The sequence below is a fragment of the Hydrogenophaga luteola genome (assembly GCF_042648585.1).
GTDB lineage: Bacteria > Pseudomonadota > Gammaproteobacteria > Burkholderiales > Burkholderiaceae_C > Hydrogenophaga > Hydrogenophaga luteola.
Genome location: NZ_JBHRXX010000002.1, coordinates 559,040 through 573,704, shown reverse-complemented (window position 1 = coordinate 573,704; position 14,665 = coordinate 559,040). Strand labels below are relative to the sequence as shown.

Here is a 14,665-nt window from a genome sequence, read left to right as displayed (position 1 = left end):
GACAAAGCCCGGATCAGCCCTGGAATTTCGCGCAGTTCAGGGCTTAGACAGCAGGGCTTTCCATCCCTCTGCGCCCAGCGTGCGCAGCGTGGCGATGTTGCGTTCCACGATCTTTTCGGCGTCCCCGCCCTCGCTGGCCACCGCGCGCTCCACGCTGTCCTCGCGCAGCAGGTGCAGCGTGGGGTACGGCGCGCGGTTGGTGAAGTGGCTGGGGTCGTCCGCCGCCTCTCCATCGAACAGGAACTGCGGGTGGAAGTTGGCCACCTGGATCACGCCTTCGAGCTCGTGTTCGGCCACCACGTCGTCCACCACATTCATGAAGTCGTTGAAGACCTCGAAGTCCGGGAACAGCGTGGGGTGCACCAGCAGCGTGGTGTCGATCTCTTCGGCCGGCGTATTCACCAGCAGGTCCAGCTCGCGGTCCAGTTCGTCCAGGAATGCGTCCAGGTGCCGCGCGCGGCTGACCACGATGCGCACCTGGTTCTTCACGTACACCGAACGGGCAAACGGACACAGGTTCAGCCCGATCACCGCCCTCTCGATCCAGCGGCGGGTGTCGGCAAGCACCTGTTCGTCGTCGGTTGCACTCACTCGACAGCTCCCTTTCGAGGGCCAGGCGACGCGGTCCAGTCTCCCAAGGGCAGGAGCCGGGTAGCCACCCGGCCCTTGATGGAAGCGACCCTCTTCTCAGCCAGAGGAATGTCGATCGCAGCCCGGTCCCGGACTTCGGGCACGGCCCCGGCGACCGCCTTGACACCGATCAAAGAGCGACCGGCCACATGGTTCAGGTTGAGATTCCCGATGTAGACCACTTCTCCGGCCCGGACATCGAACGTGAGCGCGGGCGGTTCGGTTCGAGGCTCCAGTCGGGACATGCCGGTGATCGTGAACCATGAGCTGACCGTGTGGGTTCCCGGCTCCACGTCCAGCACATAGACCCGCCCGTGCACATCATCGAAATCACTGCCCTTCGGCACGCCCAGCACTTCTTCGATGGAGCGCAGGACGCGTGTTGAATGGATCTTGCTGTCGCGGTCCAGCACGAACCCTGCCTTGGCGCGACGCCCCGTCTCTGCGTCGTGGGTGACCGACACCACGACCACCGCCTTTTCACCAACGCTGGAAGCGGGTGCATCGGCGGCAACCTGGTTTCCCGCGCAGCCTGCCAGCATCAGCAAAAAAACTGCTGACCCCGCCATGAGGCGGCGCACAGTCGAACGCTTTCCCTGTTTCATGTCTTGGTCGCTCCCAGTTCGTCTGTCAAACCACGCATCCGATCAGGACGTCAGATGGACTTGAAGCGCGTGCGCTTGGGCCGCGCACCCTCTTCACCCAGGCGCTTCTTCTTGTCGGCTTCGTACTCGGTGAAGTTGCCGTCGAAGAAGTACCACTGGGAGTTGCCTTCGCAGGCCAGGATGTGGGTGCAGATGCGGTCGAGGAACCAGCGGTCGTGCGAGATCACCATGGCCGAACCGGCGAACTCCAGCAGCGCCTCTTCCAGCGCGCGCAGGGTTTCCACGTCGAGGTCGTTCGAGGGTTCGTCGAGCATCAGCACGTTGCCGCCCTGGGCCAGGGTCTTGGCCAGGTGCAGGCGGCCGCGCTCACCGCCGGAGAGGTTGCCCACCAGCTTCTGCTGGTCGTTGCCCTTGAAGTTGAAGCGGCCGATGTAGGCGCGCGAGGGCATCACGAACTTGCCCACGGTGATGTTGTCGAGCCCGCCGGAAACGTCTTCCCACACGGTCTTGCTGCCGTCCAGGCTCTCGCGGCTCTGGTCCACAAAGGCCAGCTTGGCGGTCTGGCCGATGGTCACCGCGCCCGAATCGGGTTGCTCCACGCCCTGGATCATGCGGAACAGCGTCGACTTGCCGGCGCCGTTGGGACCGATGATGCCGACGATGGCGCCCGGGGGCACTGAGAAGCTCAGGTTGTCGATCAGCAGGCGGTCGCCGAAGGACTTGCTGACGTTCTTGAACTCGATGACCTGGTTGCCCAGGCGCTCGGCCACCGGGATGAAGATCTCGTTGGTCTCGTTGCGCTTCTGGTATTCGACGTCGCTCAGCTCCTCGAAGCGGGCCAGACGCGCCTTGCTCTTGGCCTGGCGGCCCTTAGCGTTGGAGCGCACCCACTTGAGTTCTTCCTTCATCGCCTTGGTGCGGGCGTCTTCGGACTTCTGTTCGGTCTCCAGGCGGCGTTCCTTCTGGTCCAGCCAGTCGGTGTAGTTGCCCTTGTAGGGGATGCCGTGACCACGGTCGAGTTCGAGAATCCACTCGGCGGCGTTGTCCAGGAAGTAGCGGTCGTGGGTGATGGCCACCACGGTGCCGGGGAAGCGCTGAAGGAAGTGCTCCAGCCACTCCACCGACTCAGCGTCCAAGTGGTTGGTCGGTTCGTCAAGCAGCAGCATGTCGGGCTTTGACAGCAGCAGACGGCACAGGGCCACGCGGCGCTTCTCGCCACCCGACAGGTTCTTGATGGTGGCGTCCCAGGGCGGCAGGTTCAGCGCGTCGGCGGCCAGTTCCAGCTGCAGGTCGGAGTTCTCGGAGCCGCTGGCGGCGATGATGGCTTCCAGCTCGGCCTGCTCGGCGGCCAGGGCGTCGAAGTCGGCGTCGGGTTCGGCGTAGGCGGCGTACACCTCTTCGAGGCGGGCCTTGGCCTTGAGTGCACCGCCGATGCCCTCTTCCACCGCCTGGCGCACGGTCTGGTCGGGGTTGAGCTGCGGCTCCTGCGGCAGGTAGCCGATCTGGATGCCCGGCATGGCAATGGCTTCGCCCTCGATCTCCTTGTCGATGCCGGCCATGATCTTGAGCAGCGTGGACTTGCCGGAACCGTTGAGGCCCAGCACGCCGATCTTGGCGCCGGGGAAGAAGCTGATGGAAACGTCCTTCAAGATCTGCCGCTTGGGCGGCACGGTCTTGGTGACACGGTTCATGGAAAAGACGTACTGGGCCATGGCTGATGGACTCGCTGGTGAGGTCGCGGTGGTCCGGCGCTGGTGCCGGAGGAAGCAAATGGGGGAAACCGGGGATTATCGCCCGGTGGCCGGTTCGTCGAGATCGGGCGGCAGCGGACGGTCCAGCAGATCGCGCACCGCGGCCGGCGTCATGGGTTCCTGCAACCACTCCGGCAGGGGCTCGGGCAGGTTCCAGTGGGTCTGCTGGAGCACCAGGGCCAGCCCCCGGTACCACAGATGCATGCCCTTGCGGCTGAGCCGCAGCACCAGCGGGCCAGCGCCGGTTTCGAAGTTCAGGGTGACGCCCTGGGGCGTGGCCTGGGTCGTGATCCTGGTGCACAGGCGCTGCTGCGGATCGCTCGCCTGGTCGGGGCGCTCACGGCCCGCCCGGATCTGGGGTGGTCGCTGGCCCGGCGCTGACTCGTGCAGCGAGAGCTGGTGTTCGATCGACGCCCGCGCCCGGGGCGCGGCCCCACCCTGCTGCCCGGGGGTGGATTCCTCGAAAACCTTGAGCATGGGCCCCAGCACGCTGCGCACCATGCGCCGGGTCAGCCAGAGGGTGGTGTCCTGGTCGTGCACCCGCATCCAGATGCGGTCCTGCGCCGGGTCGTAGCCGAAGGTGGTCGTGGTCAAGAGAAAAACCTGTGCGGGCCGGCGCCTCAGAGAGCCGCGTCGGGATCGGCCCCGTGCGCGTTGCGCAGCGCCTGCTGGGCCACCGCATCCAGCGCTCCCTCAACCACCCCGCCGCGGGAGATGATGCGCAGCGCGTCATTGCCCAGCAGTTTCTCCAGCGTGCGCCGGGTCATGGAATGGGCCAGGCCGTTGGCCGAGATGAACATGAACAGGCTGCCCCGCGGGCTGGTCCAGGTCAGCTGGGCCCGCAGCCACTCGCCCTGCACCTTGAGGTCGACCCAGGCGCCGGGCGCCAGATCCATTTCAACCACGTTCAGGCCTTCGAGCGGCATGGGGCCGGTCTCGGCCTCCACAAAACCGGCGTCTTCGGCCTCCTTGCCTGCGATCCAGAACGAGTCGTCGATGGGCACCTCCTCGACCGACATGCCCAGGGTGATCGGATCGTCGAGCACATCGCTCACCAGCTCGGCCGCGGGTGCGTCGGTCAGGGTCGGCACGTCGAAGGCCTTTTCGTGCACCGTCACCAGCGCGTCGAAGAACTGTCCGGTGAGTTCGGCCGGGTAGGCGATGCGCTGCAGGCCCTGGCGCATCTGGCCCAGCAGGCGGGGTACCAGCCGCGCCAGGCGGTCGGTGTCTCGCCGAATCAGGGCCGGCTGCACACTCCAGATCAGGTCGTCCGCAACGCCGTCCAGAGAGTCGCCCTCGTTGCCCGGCAGGCGGCCCTCCAGCTGCGCTTCCGCAAGCGCCTGAGCCCAGGGCCCGGTCAAAAAGCGCTGCACAAACTCCGGCACCTCCTTGTCCTGCATGCGCTGCTGGAACTCGGCGCCCAGCCGTTCGGCCAGCACCTGCCGCTGCTCGGCGTGCAGCAGCGCACGCGCCGCCTCGGCCTGCCGCTGGTTCTTGCGGGCGTCGTCCTCTTCCCAGCGGCGGCGCAGGCGCTTGAGCAGGCGGGAGAATGCCTCCTCGCTGGCGTCGACGCGCTGCAACGAACGGACCGCAGCGGTCACCGACCGCAGCAGGTCGCTGAAACCGTCCTCGCTCTGGCTCTGGTAGCCCAGGCTGCGTTGGGTGATGCTCTCCAGCAGCTGGCGCGCGGGGTGCTGGCGGTCGCTGAAGAAGCGGGGGTCGGCCTGCGAGAGCCGGGTCAGCGAAGGTTCGAGCAGTCCGATCTGCTGGCGGATGGCCGGCAGCAGGCGCTCATCCTGCGTCAGGTTGTCCAGCATGAGGCACACCACCTCCTGGCCCAGCAACCGCCCCAGCTGATGGCCCGAGACCACCGGCAGCTCAGCGGCGGGCGCCTGGCCGGAGGCCCGGGCCGGCCGCTGGCGCAGGCGCTGCATCAGCGGCTCGATGAGGTCCATATCTTCCAGAGCCGACATCGACGCCGGCACGGTGTGCAGGAAGATCGGCCCACCCTCCTGCTCGCCGTTGAGATCGCCGGCCAGCAACTGGCGCAGCCGGCTCAGCGTGAGCAGGGTGCGCCCCACGGCGTTGCGCGGCGCCTTGTCGGCCTGCAGCGACTGGGTGGCGTTCTCCAGCGGCTCGACGCCGTGCGCCATCAGCCACTGAATCAGCTCGCGGTAGACCTGCCGCAGGCTCTCGCCCAGGATGCCGGCCACAGGCACGAACAGCGCCGTGCGCTGGTGCGGATCGGGCACGTGCTGGACCATCACGGCGCGCAGCGCACGCGCATAGGCCGAGGGCCGCAGCGGGTTCAGCTCGGGCTGCACCGTGAGCCAGCCCATGAGGTTGCTCACCAGTGCGTTGAGGCGCGGCAGCAGCTCCTGCGTGGACTTGGTCAGCGCCTGTTCGGCGATGGCGAACTCGATGCTGGCGTCCAGCTGCCGGTCGTCCAGCAACCGCAGGTCGTCGAAACGCACCGTGGCATGCAGGTCCGGGTCCTGAACCTCACCGTGGTAGAAAACTTGGCGCAGCTGCTGCGACCAGGTGCGCTTGATGGCATCGGCCTCGTGGACCCAGCGGTCGATCTGTCCCACGTCCACATGCTCCAGCTCCATGGGCAGGTTGGCCAGGCGGTCCGGATCGGCCACCGCCGCCAGCTGCGTCAGCAGCTCGTCGATCATGGAGTCGGCGATCGACAGTGCGGCTTCCAGACAATGCTGGAGTGTCGGGCGCAGCTTTCCCGCGTCATTGGCCACACCGGACCGGATCAACTTGTGCGAATCCATGGCTTCTCGTGGAGGATGGGAAACGTCCCGGCCGGTGCCGGCGGGAGGTCGGATCGACATTATGGGGACAGGCGCTGACAGGAGGCTCCCGCAATTCTCCAGACGGTCGCTGGGCAAGACGTGCGACAATACGACCCGTTGCGTCGCATCAGTGGCCCGCAACACCGGCAACCCCGCCGGAGGGTCGGCCCCCAGTTCCTGGTCCTGCCACCCGCTTTGTAGACCCCGTCTGCCTTCAACTGAACAGTTGCTCCGGCAACCGCACAGGCAGATGCCCCCAGCGCCCTGGACGGGTGCCTCTCATTGATGAAATTCGAAGATCTGAACCTGGCCCCGGCCATCGTGCAAGCGGTGCGCGAACACGGGTACGAAACCCCCACCCCCATCCAGGTCGAGGCCATCCCGGCCGTCCTGGCCGGCCGCGATCTGCTCGGAGGCGCCCAGACCGGCACCGGCAAGACCGCAGCCTTCACCCTGCCCATGCTGCAGCGCCTCTCGCAAAGCGAGCGCGGCCAGAACCGCTTCGGCGGCAACGCCATCCGCGCCCTGGTGCTCACGCCGACCCGCGAACTCGCGGCCCAGGTCGAAGAGTCCGTGCGCGTCTATGGCAAGCACCTGTCGCTGACCTCCACCGTGGTCTTCGGCGGCGTCGGCATGAACCCGCAGATCAACGCCATGAAGAAGGGCGTGGACATCCTGGTCGCCACCCCCGGCCGCCTGCTCGACCTGCAGCAGCAGGGCTTCCTGGACCTGTCGCAGGTACAGATCCTGGTGCTCGACGAAGCCGACCGCATGCTGGACATGGGCTTCATCCACGACGTGAAGAAGGTGCTGGCCCTGCTGCCCCAAAGCAAGCAGAGCCTGCTGTTCTCCGCCACGTTCAGCGACGAGATCCGCGACCTGGCCAACAACCTGCTCAAGGACCCGCAGAGCATCCAGGTCACCCCGCGCAACACCACGGTGCAGCGCATCACCCAGGTGATCCACCCGGTCGGCCGCGGCAAGAAGAAGGCCCTGCTGGTGCACATCATCAACCAGCACAACTGGAGCCAGGTGCTGGTCTTCACCCGCACCAAGTTCGGCGCCAACAACGTGGCCGACTACCTCACCAAGAACGGCATCAAGGCGATGGCGCTGCACGGCAACAAGAGCCAGGGTGCCCGCACCCAGGCGCTGGCCGACTTCAAGAGCGGCGAGATCCGCGCCCTGGTGGCGACCGACATCGCGGCCCGTGGCATCGACATCGACGAGCTGCCGCACGTCGTGAACTATGAGATCCCCAACGTCTGCGAAGACTACGTGCACCGCATCGGCCGCACCGGCCGTGCCGGCCGCGAAGGCCAGGCGGTCAACCTCGTGAGCCTGGACGAAGAAGGCTTCATGATGGACATCGAGCGCTTCACCAAGCAGCAGATCCCGGTCGAGATCTTCCAGGAGTTCATGCCCGAGCCGGGCGAGAAGGCCGAGCCCATCGCCATGGGCCGCCAGACCATCTGGGGCGGCGCAGGCAAGCCGCCCAGCCGCGAAGTGATGGCCGCCGCCGCCAAGGCCGCACGCCAGGAAATGATGACCCGCATCCGCGAGAAGAAGGCCGAGGGCGGCAACAGCGGGCGCAACAACAACAACGGCGGCGGTCAGCCGCGCCAGCGTGCCGAATCCGGTGAGGGCCAGCCGCCCGCCGAGGGCCAGGGCGAAGGCCGGCGCCGCAACCGCAACCGCCGCGGCGGTGGTGGCGGCAACGGACAACCACGCCAAGCCAACGCCAACGGAAACCCCAACCACAACGGTCAGCCCCGCCAGCACCAGGAGCGTCCGCCGCGCGCGCCGCGCGAGGACCGCTACGACGGCGAAGACCGGCCTGAGCGCCAACCCGGCCCCAACGCCCACCTGGGCAGCCTGCGCATCCGCGAACCGCGCGCCCGCGCCGCCGCACCGGGCGGCCAGCCCGATCCGCTGCGCACCAGCATCGATTCCATGCGCACCGGCAACCGCAACAAGAACAAGGGCGGCGGTCAACGTGGTGGCAACGGCGGCGGTGCCGATCCGCTGCGCACCAGCTACGGCCGCATCCGCTGAACCGTGCCCTCGGGGGCGCTCACAGGCAACAAGGCGGGCATGTGCCCGCCTTTTTTTCGCCGTTACCATTGCGCTCCAGAGGTCATCCACCATGAAGCTGCTGCTTGCCGAAGACGACGTGATGCTGGGTTCCAGCATGGAAAAGGGCCTTGATCTGGCCGGGTTCCAGGTGGACTGGGCCAAGACCGGTGACCAGGTCGTCGACGCACTGGGCCGCCGCAGCTACGACGTCGTGCTGCTGGACATCGGCCTGCCGCAGCCCGACGGGCTGCAGATCCTGCGCTGGATGCGCAACGAGGGCCAGACCACGCCGGTGATGTTGGTGACCGCGCGCGACGCGGTGCCCGACCGCGTGGCCGGGCTCAACCAGGGCGCCGACGACTACCTGACCAAACCCTTCGACCTGGACGAACTGTGCGCACGCATCCACGCGCTGGCGCGCCGCCAGGGCGGCCGCGTCACCACCCACATCCAGCTGGGACGCCTGGAAGTGCGGCCCGCCGAGCGTGAAGCCCTTCTGTCGGGCAAGCTCCTGCAGTTGTCGCAGCGCGAGTTCGACCTGCTGACCACCTTTGCCCGGCAGCCGGGTGTGGTGCTCTCGGTCGAGCAGCTGGAGAAGCAGCTGTACGGCTGGAGCGAGGACATCTCCAGCAACGCCGTGGAGGTGCACCTGCACCACCTGCGCCGCAAGCTCGGCGAGCCCTGGATCGTCAACGTGCGCGGCGTCGGTTACAAGCTGGTGCAGTTGCCTTGAAGCTGCACTCGATCCGCTCCCGGCTGCTGCTCTGGCTGATCTCCTCGGTGCTGATCACCACTCTGGTGGTCGGTTACCTGACGGCGCGGCTGACCTGGAGCGGGTTCAACAATGTGCGCGACATGGGACTGGAGCAGATCGCCCAGACGGTCATGCGCCACGATGAAGCGGCGCCTGGACAGCCCAGGGCACCGATGCCATCGACCGCACTGGCCGACGACGACCTCGACCAGTTCGTGAGCCAGATCTGGGAGCACTCGGGCCAGTTGGTCTACTCCTCGCTGGCCGATGTCGGCCCGCCCCTGCAGATGCCGGGGCACCACATCGTCACCTGGGAAGGTGAAAGCTGGCGCGTGTACACGCAGGCGCACGATCGGCGCATCGTCCAGGTCGCGGTCACCACCAAGATACGGCGCCAGCATTTCTACTCGCTCACCCCTTGGCTGCTGATTCCGCTGGTGCTGCTGGTGCTGGTGCTGGCGGTGCTCACCAGCACGGGCGTCGACCGTGTGCTGCTGCCGCTGGAACAGCTGCGCAGCGACATCGCGCGCAGCAACCCGGAAGGCCTGCGGCCCATCGACACCTCCGGCCTGCCCGCCGAGGTGGCGCCACTGGCCGACACGCTCAACCATTTGCTGGCCCGCATCGAGCACATGCTCAAGCACCAGCGCCGCTTCCTGGCCGACGCCGCGCACGAGCTCAATACACCACTGGCCGTGGTCAAGCTGCAGGCACAGCTGGTCCGACGCTCAAAGCCGGGCGAATGGGAGGTGGCGCTGGACCAGCTGGATGCGGGTATCGAACGCGCCTCCCGGCTGGCCTTCCAGCTGCTCCAGCTCGCACGCCTGGAACCCGAAGCACAGACTTCGCAGCAACAGACTTTGCGGCTGGACGACCTGCTGCGCGAGGCCGTGGCCGGCTTTTCTGCGCGCGCCGAACAGCAGGGCAGCGACCTGGGTCTGGTGCACGCCGAGCCGGTGTCCCTGGTCGGCGACCCGCACGCGCTGCGCACCCTGGTGGACAACCTGATCGGCAACGCGCTGACCCACAACCCGGGGCCGGTGCGCATCGACGTGGGGCTGCGCGTCGCTGGCGGGGCTGCGGTGCTGGAAGTCAGCGACAACGGCACCGGCATCGCACCGCAGGACCGGGCGCGGGTGCAGGAACGGTTCGTCCGGCTTTCGCCCGGCGACGGCAAGGGCAGTGGCCTTGGTCTGTCCATCGTCGGCGAAATCGCCGCCCTGCACGACGGCCAGGTGGAACTGGCCGACACGCCTGGTGGAGGTCTGACGGTGCGCGTGCACCTGCCGCTGCCTGCTGCCCGCACCGAGCCGCAAAGCACCTGATGCGGCAGCGCCTCGCCGCACCACACATATATATACAGTGCAGCCATGGCCAACACGCCCCCTCCGCCCTCACGCTGGGCCACACTGACCGTCGCCAGCGCCAACGTGCTGAACCTGGCGCAGCCGGGGCGCCACTTCTACGAAGGGCAGGACCCATACAGCCAGAACGAGTTCGAGCGCAAGGTCGAGTGGCTGGGCGAGCGCTTTCGCGTGCTCAACGCCGACGTGCTGGCGGTGCAGGAGGTCTGGGACGAGGTGGCGCTGCGCTCCGCCATCGCCCGCAGTGGCCTGCAGTACAGCACTGTGGCCGTGCCCGGCGCGGAAAACGGCCCCGGGCAACACGGCGCGCAGGGCACCCCGCGCGTGGGTCTGGTGACGCGGCTGAAGCTGGAATCGCTGCAGTCCATCGCCGATTTCCCCGCCGCGGCGGTGGTCCATGTGCCCGGGATCGGGCCGCACACCCGCTTCGAGCGCCCGCCCCTGCTCGCCACGCTGCGCATGAAACACGGCCAGGAGGTCGCGGTCATCACCGCCCACCTCAAGTCCAAGCGCCCCAAGTACCTGCAGGACGCCAGCGGCAAGACCCTGGAAGACACCGAGGACCCGTCCGTGCAGGCGCTGGGCTCGCTGCGGTCGCTGCTGATGCGCGCGGGCGAGGCGCTGGCACTGCGGCTCAAGGTGGTGGAGCTGCTGCACCGCACCCGGCTGCCGCTGATCGTGATGGGCGACTTCAACGACGGCCCGCACAGCGTGACCACCCAGCTGATCGCCGCCACCTCGCAAGTCGCCTACGACAAGGGCGCGCGCGACAACGCCCTGTTCAACGCCTGGGATGTGCAGGGTGATGCCGCGCTGCGGCGCGACGTCGCCTATTCACACATCCACCAGGGCTACCCCGAGGTGCTGGACCAGGTGCTGGTGAGCGAGGAGTTCGTTGCCACCAGCCGCGCCGCCATCGGCGATGTGCGCCGCGTGGAGGTGTTCAACGACCACCTGCACGAAGGCCGCGACCGCAGCCGCAGCGACCACGGCTTCGTGCGCGCGCTGCTGCGGCTGAAGCTGCCGGATATGCTGGTTTAGACGAACCGGACCGTCGAAAGCGGCGGCAGGTCGCGGGAGAGTTCCTGCCAGTGCTCGCCGGCATCGGCGCTGACCCAGAGCCCGCCCGTCGTGGACCCCATGGCCAGCGTGCGGCCGCTGGCATCCACATCCAGCGCGTGCCGGTAGACCAGGTGGTAGGCGTGGCGCTGCGGCAGGCCATCGCCAAAGGCCTGGAAGCTCTGGCCGCCGTCGTCGGTGCGCAGCACCACCAAACGCCCGTCCACCGGGATGCGGCAGACATCGGCCTGCGCCGGCGCGAACCAGGCCCGCTGCGGGTTGACGGGATCACAGGCGACAGCAAAGCCGAAGTCCGATGGGGCCGGCGCCGCGATGGCCTGCCACAGCACGCCGCCATCGGTGGAACGGTAGATGCCGCAATGGTGCTGCACCCACAGGGCATCGGGCTGCGCCCGGCACTGCACCATGGCGTGCGGGTCCTGGGTGTTGCCGTCGTCGGCGCTTTCGGCCGGCAGGTAGTCGGCTTTCATGCCCTGGGCGGTGAGGGACCAGCTGGCACCACCGTCGCGCGTCTGCCAGACGCCGCCGCAGGAAATGGCCAGCGTGAGATGACGGGCGTCCCGCGGGTCAACCACAATGGAATGGATGCCCGCATGGTCGTAGCCACCGCCGAACCATTCGCGCCGCCCGGGCTGGTCCCACAGGGGCCGGTTCAGCGACCAGCTCGCGCCCCGGTCGTCCGAGCGGAACAGGCCCGCCGGCAGGCCACCGGCCCAGATCACGCCCGGCTCATCCGCGCCGCCGGCCGCCATCGACCACACCAGGTCCACACTCCAGGGTGTGGCGTCGTCGGCCATAGGCCCCTCGGTGGGTTTGGGCGGAAATGCCGGCGCGGCCACCTCGGTCCATGTGGCACCCCGGTCGGCGCTGCGGTGCAGCTTGACGCCGAAGTGACCCAGACGCAACGCGGCGTACCAGTGGCCATCGCGCGGGTCGGCCAGCACGCTGGTGACCGGCTCGCCGGGAAAATGCAGCGCCGTGATGCGCCAGTCGGTGCCCTCACCCTCCCATACGAACAGGCCTTTGCGGCTTGCCACCAGCATCGTCGCCATCGTTGTCTCCTTGGATTGAGTCGGGGACGGCAGCTCAGCCGCCACTCAGCGCCTGCACCACCAGCACCCGGTCGCCGGCCAGCAGCGCCCGGTCCAGCCGAACCCTGTCGGCCACCAGCTCGCGGTTGACGAACACCGCCACGTGTTTGCGCACGGCGCGCTGGTCGTCGAACACATAGGCCGCCAGGGCCGGCGCGGCCTGCAGGGCCTGTTCCAGCGCGTCGCGCAGCCTGCCCGGCGGCACCTGCTGGGGTTCGCAGTCCACGTGGCGGCGCAGGGCGGGGGCGAATTCGACCGTGACCATGGTGAAGGTTCCGGACGCAGTGTCGATTCGGTCGCCCGCGGGCGCAAGTCCGGAACCCCTCTGAAGGCAGGGTCAGCCGCGCACGAACAGTGTCACCAGCGGCTGGTCGCCGACCTGGCGGCTCCAGTGGCCGTGCACGGTCGGGTCGAAGGTCGCGCCCTCGGGCAGGGTGTCGGCGGAATAGAAGTGATCGCCCGGGCCGAAGGTGCGCGAGCTGCCGTCCTGCAGCCCGATCTCCATTTGCCCCTGCAGCACGAACAGCCATTGCGGCGCGCCGGTGCAGTGGAACTGGCTGCGAAAGCCGACCGGGCTCTGGCGCAACTGGTAACCGCCCGAGGGCATCAACGGCGAAAGGCACGCCGCTGGCGTGCCTTCGCTGAGTTCGACCGATTCCTCGCGGAACGCGGCCCGTCCGTCGGTGCCGGTGTAGAGCACCACCTTGGTGAAGGTCGTCATGGTCATCTCCTGAGGAGGAGCGTTGTACCAGACGACCGGACAGCGCCGGTGGCGGGGTCAGTTCTTCGGGTAGCGGCTGGGGTAGAGCTCGTTGAGCTTCTTGCCACTTTCGCCGTCGGCAATGATGTCGCCGGTGCGCTGGGCTTCGGCCAGCTCGGCCTTGACCTGCTCACGCGTCTTGGCCTGGGCCACGGTGTCCTTGGGGTAGCGGTTCGGGTAAACCTCGCGCAGGGTGCGGCCCGACTCGTTGTCGGCGATCACGTTGCCGCTTTCCTGGGCCGCGCGCAGCTCGGCACGCACTTCCTCACGGGTCAGGCCCTGGGTCTTGGGCGCGGCGGCGTAGGCCGTGGGGTTGATCTCGCGGGCGGTGCGGCCGGACTCGTTGTCGGCGATCACGTTGCCATCGCGCTGGGCGGCGGCCAGCTCGGCCTTGACCTCGGCGCGGGTCTTGGCCTGGGCGGTGGCGGCGGCCGGGTAGCGGTTGGGGTACATCTCGCGCAGGGTCAGACCGGACTCGTTGTCGCCGATCACGTCGCCGGCCTGCTGGGCCTGGATCAGTTCGGCGCGGACCTGCTCACGGGTCAGGGGCGCATCGGCGTCGGCGGCGAAAGCCTGACCGGCCGAGAGGGCGGCCACGGCGAGGGCGATGCTGGAGAGGTAAGAGGCTTTCATGGTGCTTCCTTTCAAGAAGGTGTGAAACGGTGAAGTGATGGTGCCGGCCCGGGGGTCGGGCGTCTTTTCGCGGCGGTTTCGCTTCTTTGCGTTGTGTTTCGGAAGGGATTCTTTCGCGATGGGTGAACTTTAAAATTTCATCCGAAGAAGAAAAATCACCGGACCATCTTCAGTCCATTGCGGATTTAGAAATAATCACCTGGGTTAACCCCGAAAAAATCTGTCATTCGTTTCAGTGGACTCCCCACCTTTTCTGGAGTCCCCATGAACACTTCCCTGAGCCGCCTCACCCTGTCCGCCTTCGTGGCGGGGGCCCTCCTGTCCGCCCTGCCCGTCCAGGCCATCGGTCGGCTCGCCGACGTTCATGTGATCGACCGCGACAGCGGCGACACCCTGCCGGTCTACCGGCACCGGGGCGAACACTGGGTCGCCGGCCGGCCGGGCGCCCGCTACGCCATCTCGGTGCGCAATGCACAGCCGAACCGCCTCATGGCCGTGGTCTCGGTCGACGGCGTCAACGTGGTCTCGGGTGAAACCGCCGCCTGGCACCAGACCGGCTACGTGCTCGGCCCCTGGCAGTCGTACGACATCACTGGCTGGCGCAAGTCTGACCACGAGGTCGCGGCCTTCCACTTCACTGCCCTGCCGGCGTCCTACGCCGCACGCACCGGCCGCCCGGCACATGTGGGCGTGATCGGCGTGGCGCTGTTCCGCGAGAAGGCCCCGGCCCTGACCCCTCTGCCGGAGCCGGTGCACCCGTCCTGGCGCGAGCGGCGCGAACTCAATGACGCCGAAAGCGGCCCCACTGGCAGCAGTCCGCTCGAACGCGGCGCGCCTTCGGCCTCAGCCGCCGACTCGGTCGCAGAAGCCCGCCGCCAGGCACCAGCAGCGCCGAAGCTGGGCACTGGCCACGGCGAGCGCGAACACGACCGCGTCGGCCACACCACGTTCGAGCGCCGCAGCCACCAGCCCGACGAGGTGATCCGCATCCGCTACGACAGCCGCGAGAACCTGGTGGCAATGGGCATTCTGCCGCCCGACGTAGCGCCGCACCGCCCGCAGCCGTTCCCGGGGTCGCGTTCGCCACGCTATGTGCCCGATCCAGACTGAAGGCGTG

The 14,665-nt window shown here is 67.9% G+C and carries 14 protein-coding genes; 5 read left to right on the top strand and 9 right to left on the bottom strand.

All coding sequences use genetic code 11. The features are described 5' to 3' along the window. Positions 1-36 precede the first annotated feature (36 nt). The 5 genes from ACFOPI_RS06520 to ACFOPI_RS06500 form a co-directional block, all read right to left on the bottom strand. On the bottom strand, positions 37-591 hold the full coding sequence (locus ACFOPI_RS06520; RefSeq protein WP_382172275.1) for a DUF1415 domain-containing protein: 555 nt from the start codon (positions 589-591) through the stop codon (positions 37-39). Beyond that, positions 588-1,235 carry a hypothetical protein gene (locus ACFOPI_RS06515; RefSeq protein WP_382172273.1) on the bottom strand — a complete coding sequence of 216 codons (648 nt, stop codon included), beginning with the start codon at positions 1,233-1,235 and terminating at the stop codon, positions 588-590. The genes ACFOPI_RS06520 and ACFOPI_RS06515 overlap by 4 nt, the downstream gene beginning before the upstream one ends. Positions 1,236-1,285: 50 nt before the next feature. After that, the gene (gene ettA, locus ACFOPI_RS06510; protein WP_382172272.1) at positions 1,286-2,947 is read right to left on the bottom strand and encodes an energy-dependent translational throttle protein EttA; all 1,662 of its coding nucleotides are present in this window, start codon (positions 2,945-2,947) and stop codon (positions 1,286-1,288) included. A gap of 75 nt (positions 2,948-3,022) precedes the next feature. Continuing rightward, positions 3,023-3,580: a hypothetical protein gene (locus ACFOPI_RS06505; protein ID WP_382172271.1), complete on the bottom strand. Its 558-nt coding sequence runs from the start codon at positions 3,578-3,580 to the stop codon at positions 3,023-3,025. A gap of 26 nt (positions 3,581-3,606) precedes the next feature. Continuing rightward, the gene (locus ACFOPI_RS06500; RefSeq protein ID WP_382172270.1) at positions 3,607-5,769 is read right to left on the bottom strand and encodes a DUF1631 family protein; all 2,163 of its coding nucleotides are present in this window, start codon (positions 5,767-5,769) and stop codon (positions 3,607-3,609) included. A gap of 306 nt (positions 5,770-6,075) precedes the next feature. Between ACFOPI_RS06500 and ACFOPI_RS06495 the strand changes: the two genes are divergently transcribed. The 4 genes from ACFOPI_RS06495 (at position 6,076) to ACFOPI_RS06480 (ending at position 11,025) form a co-directional block, all read left to right on the top strand. Next, on the top strand, positions 6,076-7,845 hold the full coding sequence (locus ACFOPI_RS06495; RefSeq protein ID WP_382172268.1) for a DEAD/DEAH box helicase: 1,770 nt from the start codon (positions 6,076-6,078) through the stop codon (positions 7,843-7,845). A gap of 91 nt (positions 7,846-7,936) precedes the next feature. Then, positions 7,937-8,599: a response regulator transcription factor gene (locus ACFOPI_RS06490; protein WP_382172266.1), complete on the top strand. Its 663-nt coding sequence runs from the start codon at positions 7,937-7,939 to the stop codon at positions 8,597-8,599. After that, positions 8,596-9,945 carry an ATP-binding protein gene (locus ACFOPI_RS06485; protein ID WP_382172265.1) on the top strand — a complete coding sequence of 450 codons (1,350 nt, stop codon included), beginning with the start codon at positions 8,596-8,598 and terminating at the stop codon, positions 9,943-9,945. Before ACFOPI_RS06490 ends, ACFOPI_RS06485 begins: the two co-directional genes overlap by 4 nt. Before the next feature lie 45 nt (positions 9,946-9,990). Further along, complete coding sequence (locus ACFOPI_RS06480; protein WP_382172263.1) at positions 9,991-11,025, top strand: endonuclease/exonuclease/phosphatase family protein; 1,035 nt, start codon at positions 9,991-9,993, stop codon at positions 11,023-11,025. On the opposite strand, the gene ACFOPI_RS06475 is transcribed toward ACFOPI_RS06480, so the two are convergent. From ACFOPI_RS06475 to ACFOPI_RS06460, 4 genes are all read right to left on the bottom strand, one after another. Next, entirely contained in the window at positions 11,022-12,116 is a 1,095-nt protein-coding gene (locus ACFOPI_RS06475) for a WD40/YVTN/BNR-like repeat-containing protein (protein WP_382172261.1), read from the bottom strand. The genes ACFOPI_RS06480 and ACFOPI_RS06475 overlap by 4 nt on opposite strands. 34 nt (positions 12,117-12,150) lie before the next feature. Continuing rightward, positions 12,151-12,420 carry a MoaD/ThiS family protein gene (locus ACFOPI_RS06470; RefSeq protein WP_382172259.1) on the bottom strand — a complete coding sequence of 90 codons (270 nt, stop codon included), beginning with the start codon at positions 12,418-12,420 and terminating at the stop codon, positions 12,151-12,153. Positions 12,421-12,492: 72 nt separating this feature from the next. Next, positions 12,493-12,876, bottom strand: coding sequence for a hypothetical protein (locus tag ACFOPI_RS06465; RefSeq protein ID WP_382172257.1), 384 nt, complete (start codon positions 12,874-12,876; stop codon positions 12,493-12,495). Between the two features lie 57 nt (positions 12,877-12,933). Next, positions 12,934-13,548, bottom strand: coding sequence for a DUF4148 domain-containing protein (locus ACFOPI_RS06460; protein ID WP_382172256.1), 615 nt, complete (start codon positions 13,546-13,548; stop codon positions 12,934-12,936). Positions 13,549-13,812: 264 nt separating this feature from the next. On the opposite strand from ACFOPI_RS06460, the gene ACFOPI_RS06455 reads away from it, so the two are divergent. Further along, complete coding sequence (locus ACFOPI_RS06455) at positions 13,813-14,658, top strand: hypothetical protein (protein WP_382172255.1); 846 nt, start codon at positions 13,813-13,815, stop codon at positions 14,656-14,658. The last annotated feature ends 7 nt before the right edge of the window (positions 14,659-14,665 follow it).

What these genes read in the sequence shown, in the direction of transcription:
- ACFOPI_RS06515 (WP_382172273.1), bottom strand. Translation starts at nt 1,235, where the DNA reads ATGAAACAGGGAAAGCGTTCGACTGTGCGCCGCCTCATGGCGGGGTCA.
- ettA (WP_382172272.1), bottom strand. Translation starts at nt 2,947, where the DNA reads ATGGCCCAGTACGTCTTTTCCATGAACCGTGTCACCAAGACCGTGCCG.
- ACFOPI_RS06500 (WP_382172270.1), bottom strand. Translation starts at nt 5,769, where the DNA reads ATGGATTCGCACAAGTTGATCCGGTCCGGTGTGGCCAATGACGCGGGA.
- ACFOPI_RS06495 (WP_382172268.1), top strand. Translation starts at nt 6,076, where the DNA reads ATGAAATTCGAAGATCTGAACCTGGCCCCGGCCATCGTGCAAGCGGTG.
- ACFOPI_RS06490 (WP_382172266.1), top strand. Translation starts at nt 7,937, where the DNA reads ATGAAGCTGCTGCTTGCCGAAGACGACGTGATGCTGGGTTCCAGCATG.
- ACFOPI_RS06480 (WP_382172263.1), top strand. Translation starts at nt 9,991, where the DNA reads ATGGCCAACACGCCCCCTCCGCCCTCACGCTGGGCCACACTGACCGTC.
- ACFOPI_RS06475 (WP_382172261.1), bottom strand. Translation starts at nt 12,116, where the DNA reads ATGGCGACGATGCTGGTGGCAAGCCGCAAAGGCCTGTTCGTATGGGAG.
- ACFOPI_RS06470 (WP_382172259.1), bottom strand. Translation starts at nt 12,420, where the DNA reads ATGGTCACGGTCGAATTCGCCCCCGCCCTGCGCCGCCACGTGGACTGC.
- ACFOPI_RS06465 (WP_382172257.1), bottom strand. Translation starts at nt 12,876, where the DNA reads ATGACGACCTTCACCAAGGTGGTGCTCTACACCGGCACCGACGGACGG.
- ACFOPI_RS06460 (WP_382172256.1), bottom strand. Translation starts at nt 13,548, where the DNA reads ATGAAAGCCTCTTACCTCTCCAGCATCGCCCTCGCCGTGGCCGCCCTC.
- ACFOPI_RS06455 (WP_382172255.1), top strand. Translation starts at nt 13,813, where the DNA reads ATGAACACTTCCCTGAGCCGCCTCACCCTGTCCGCCTTCGTGGCGGGG.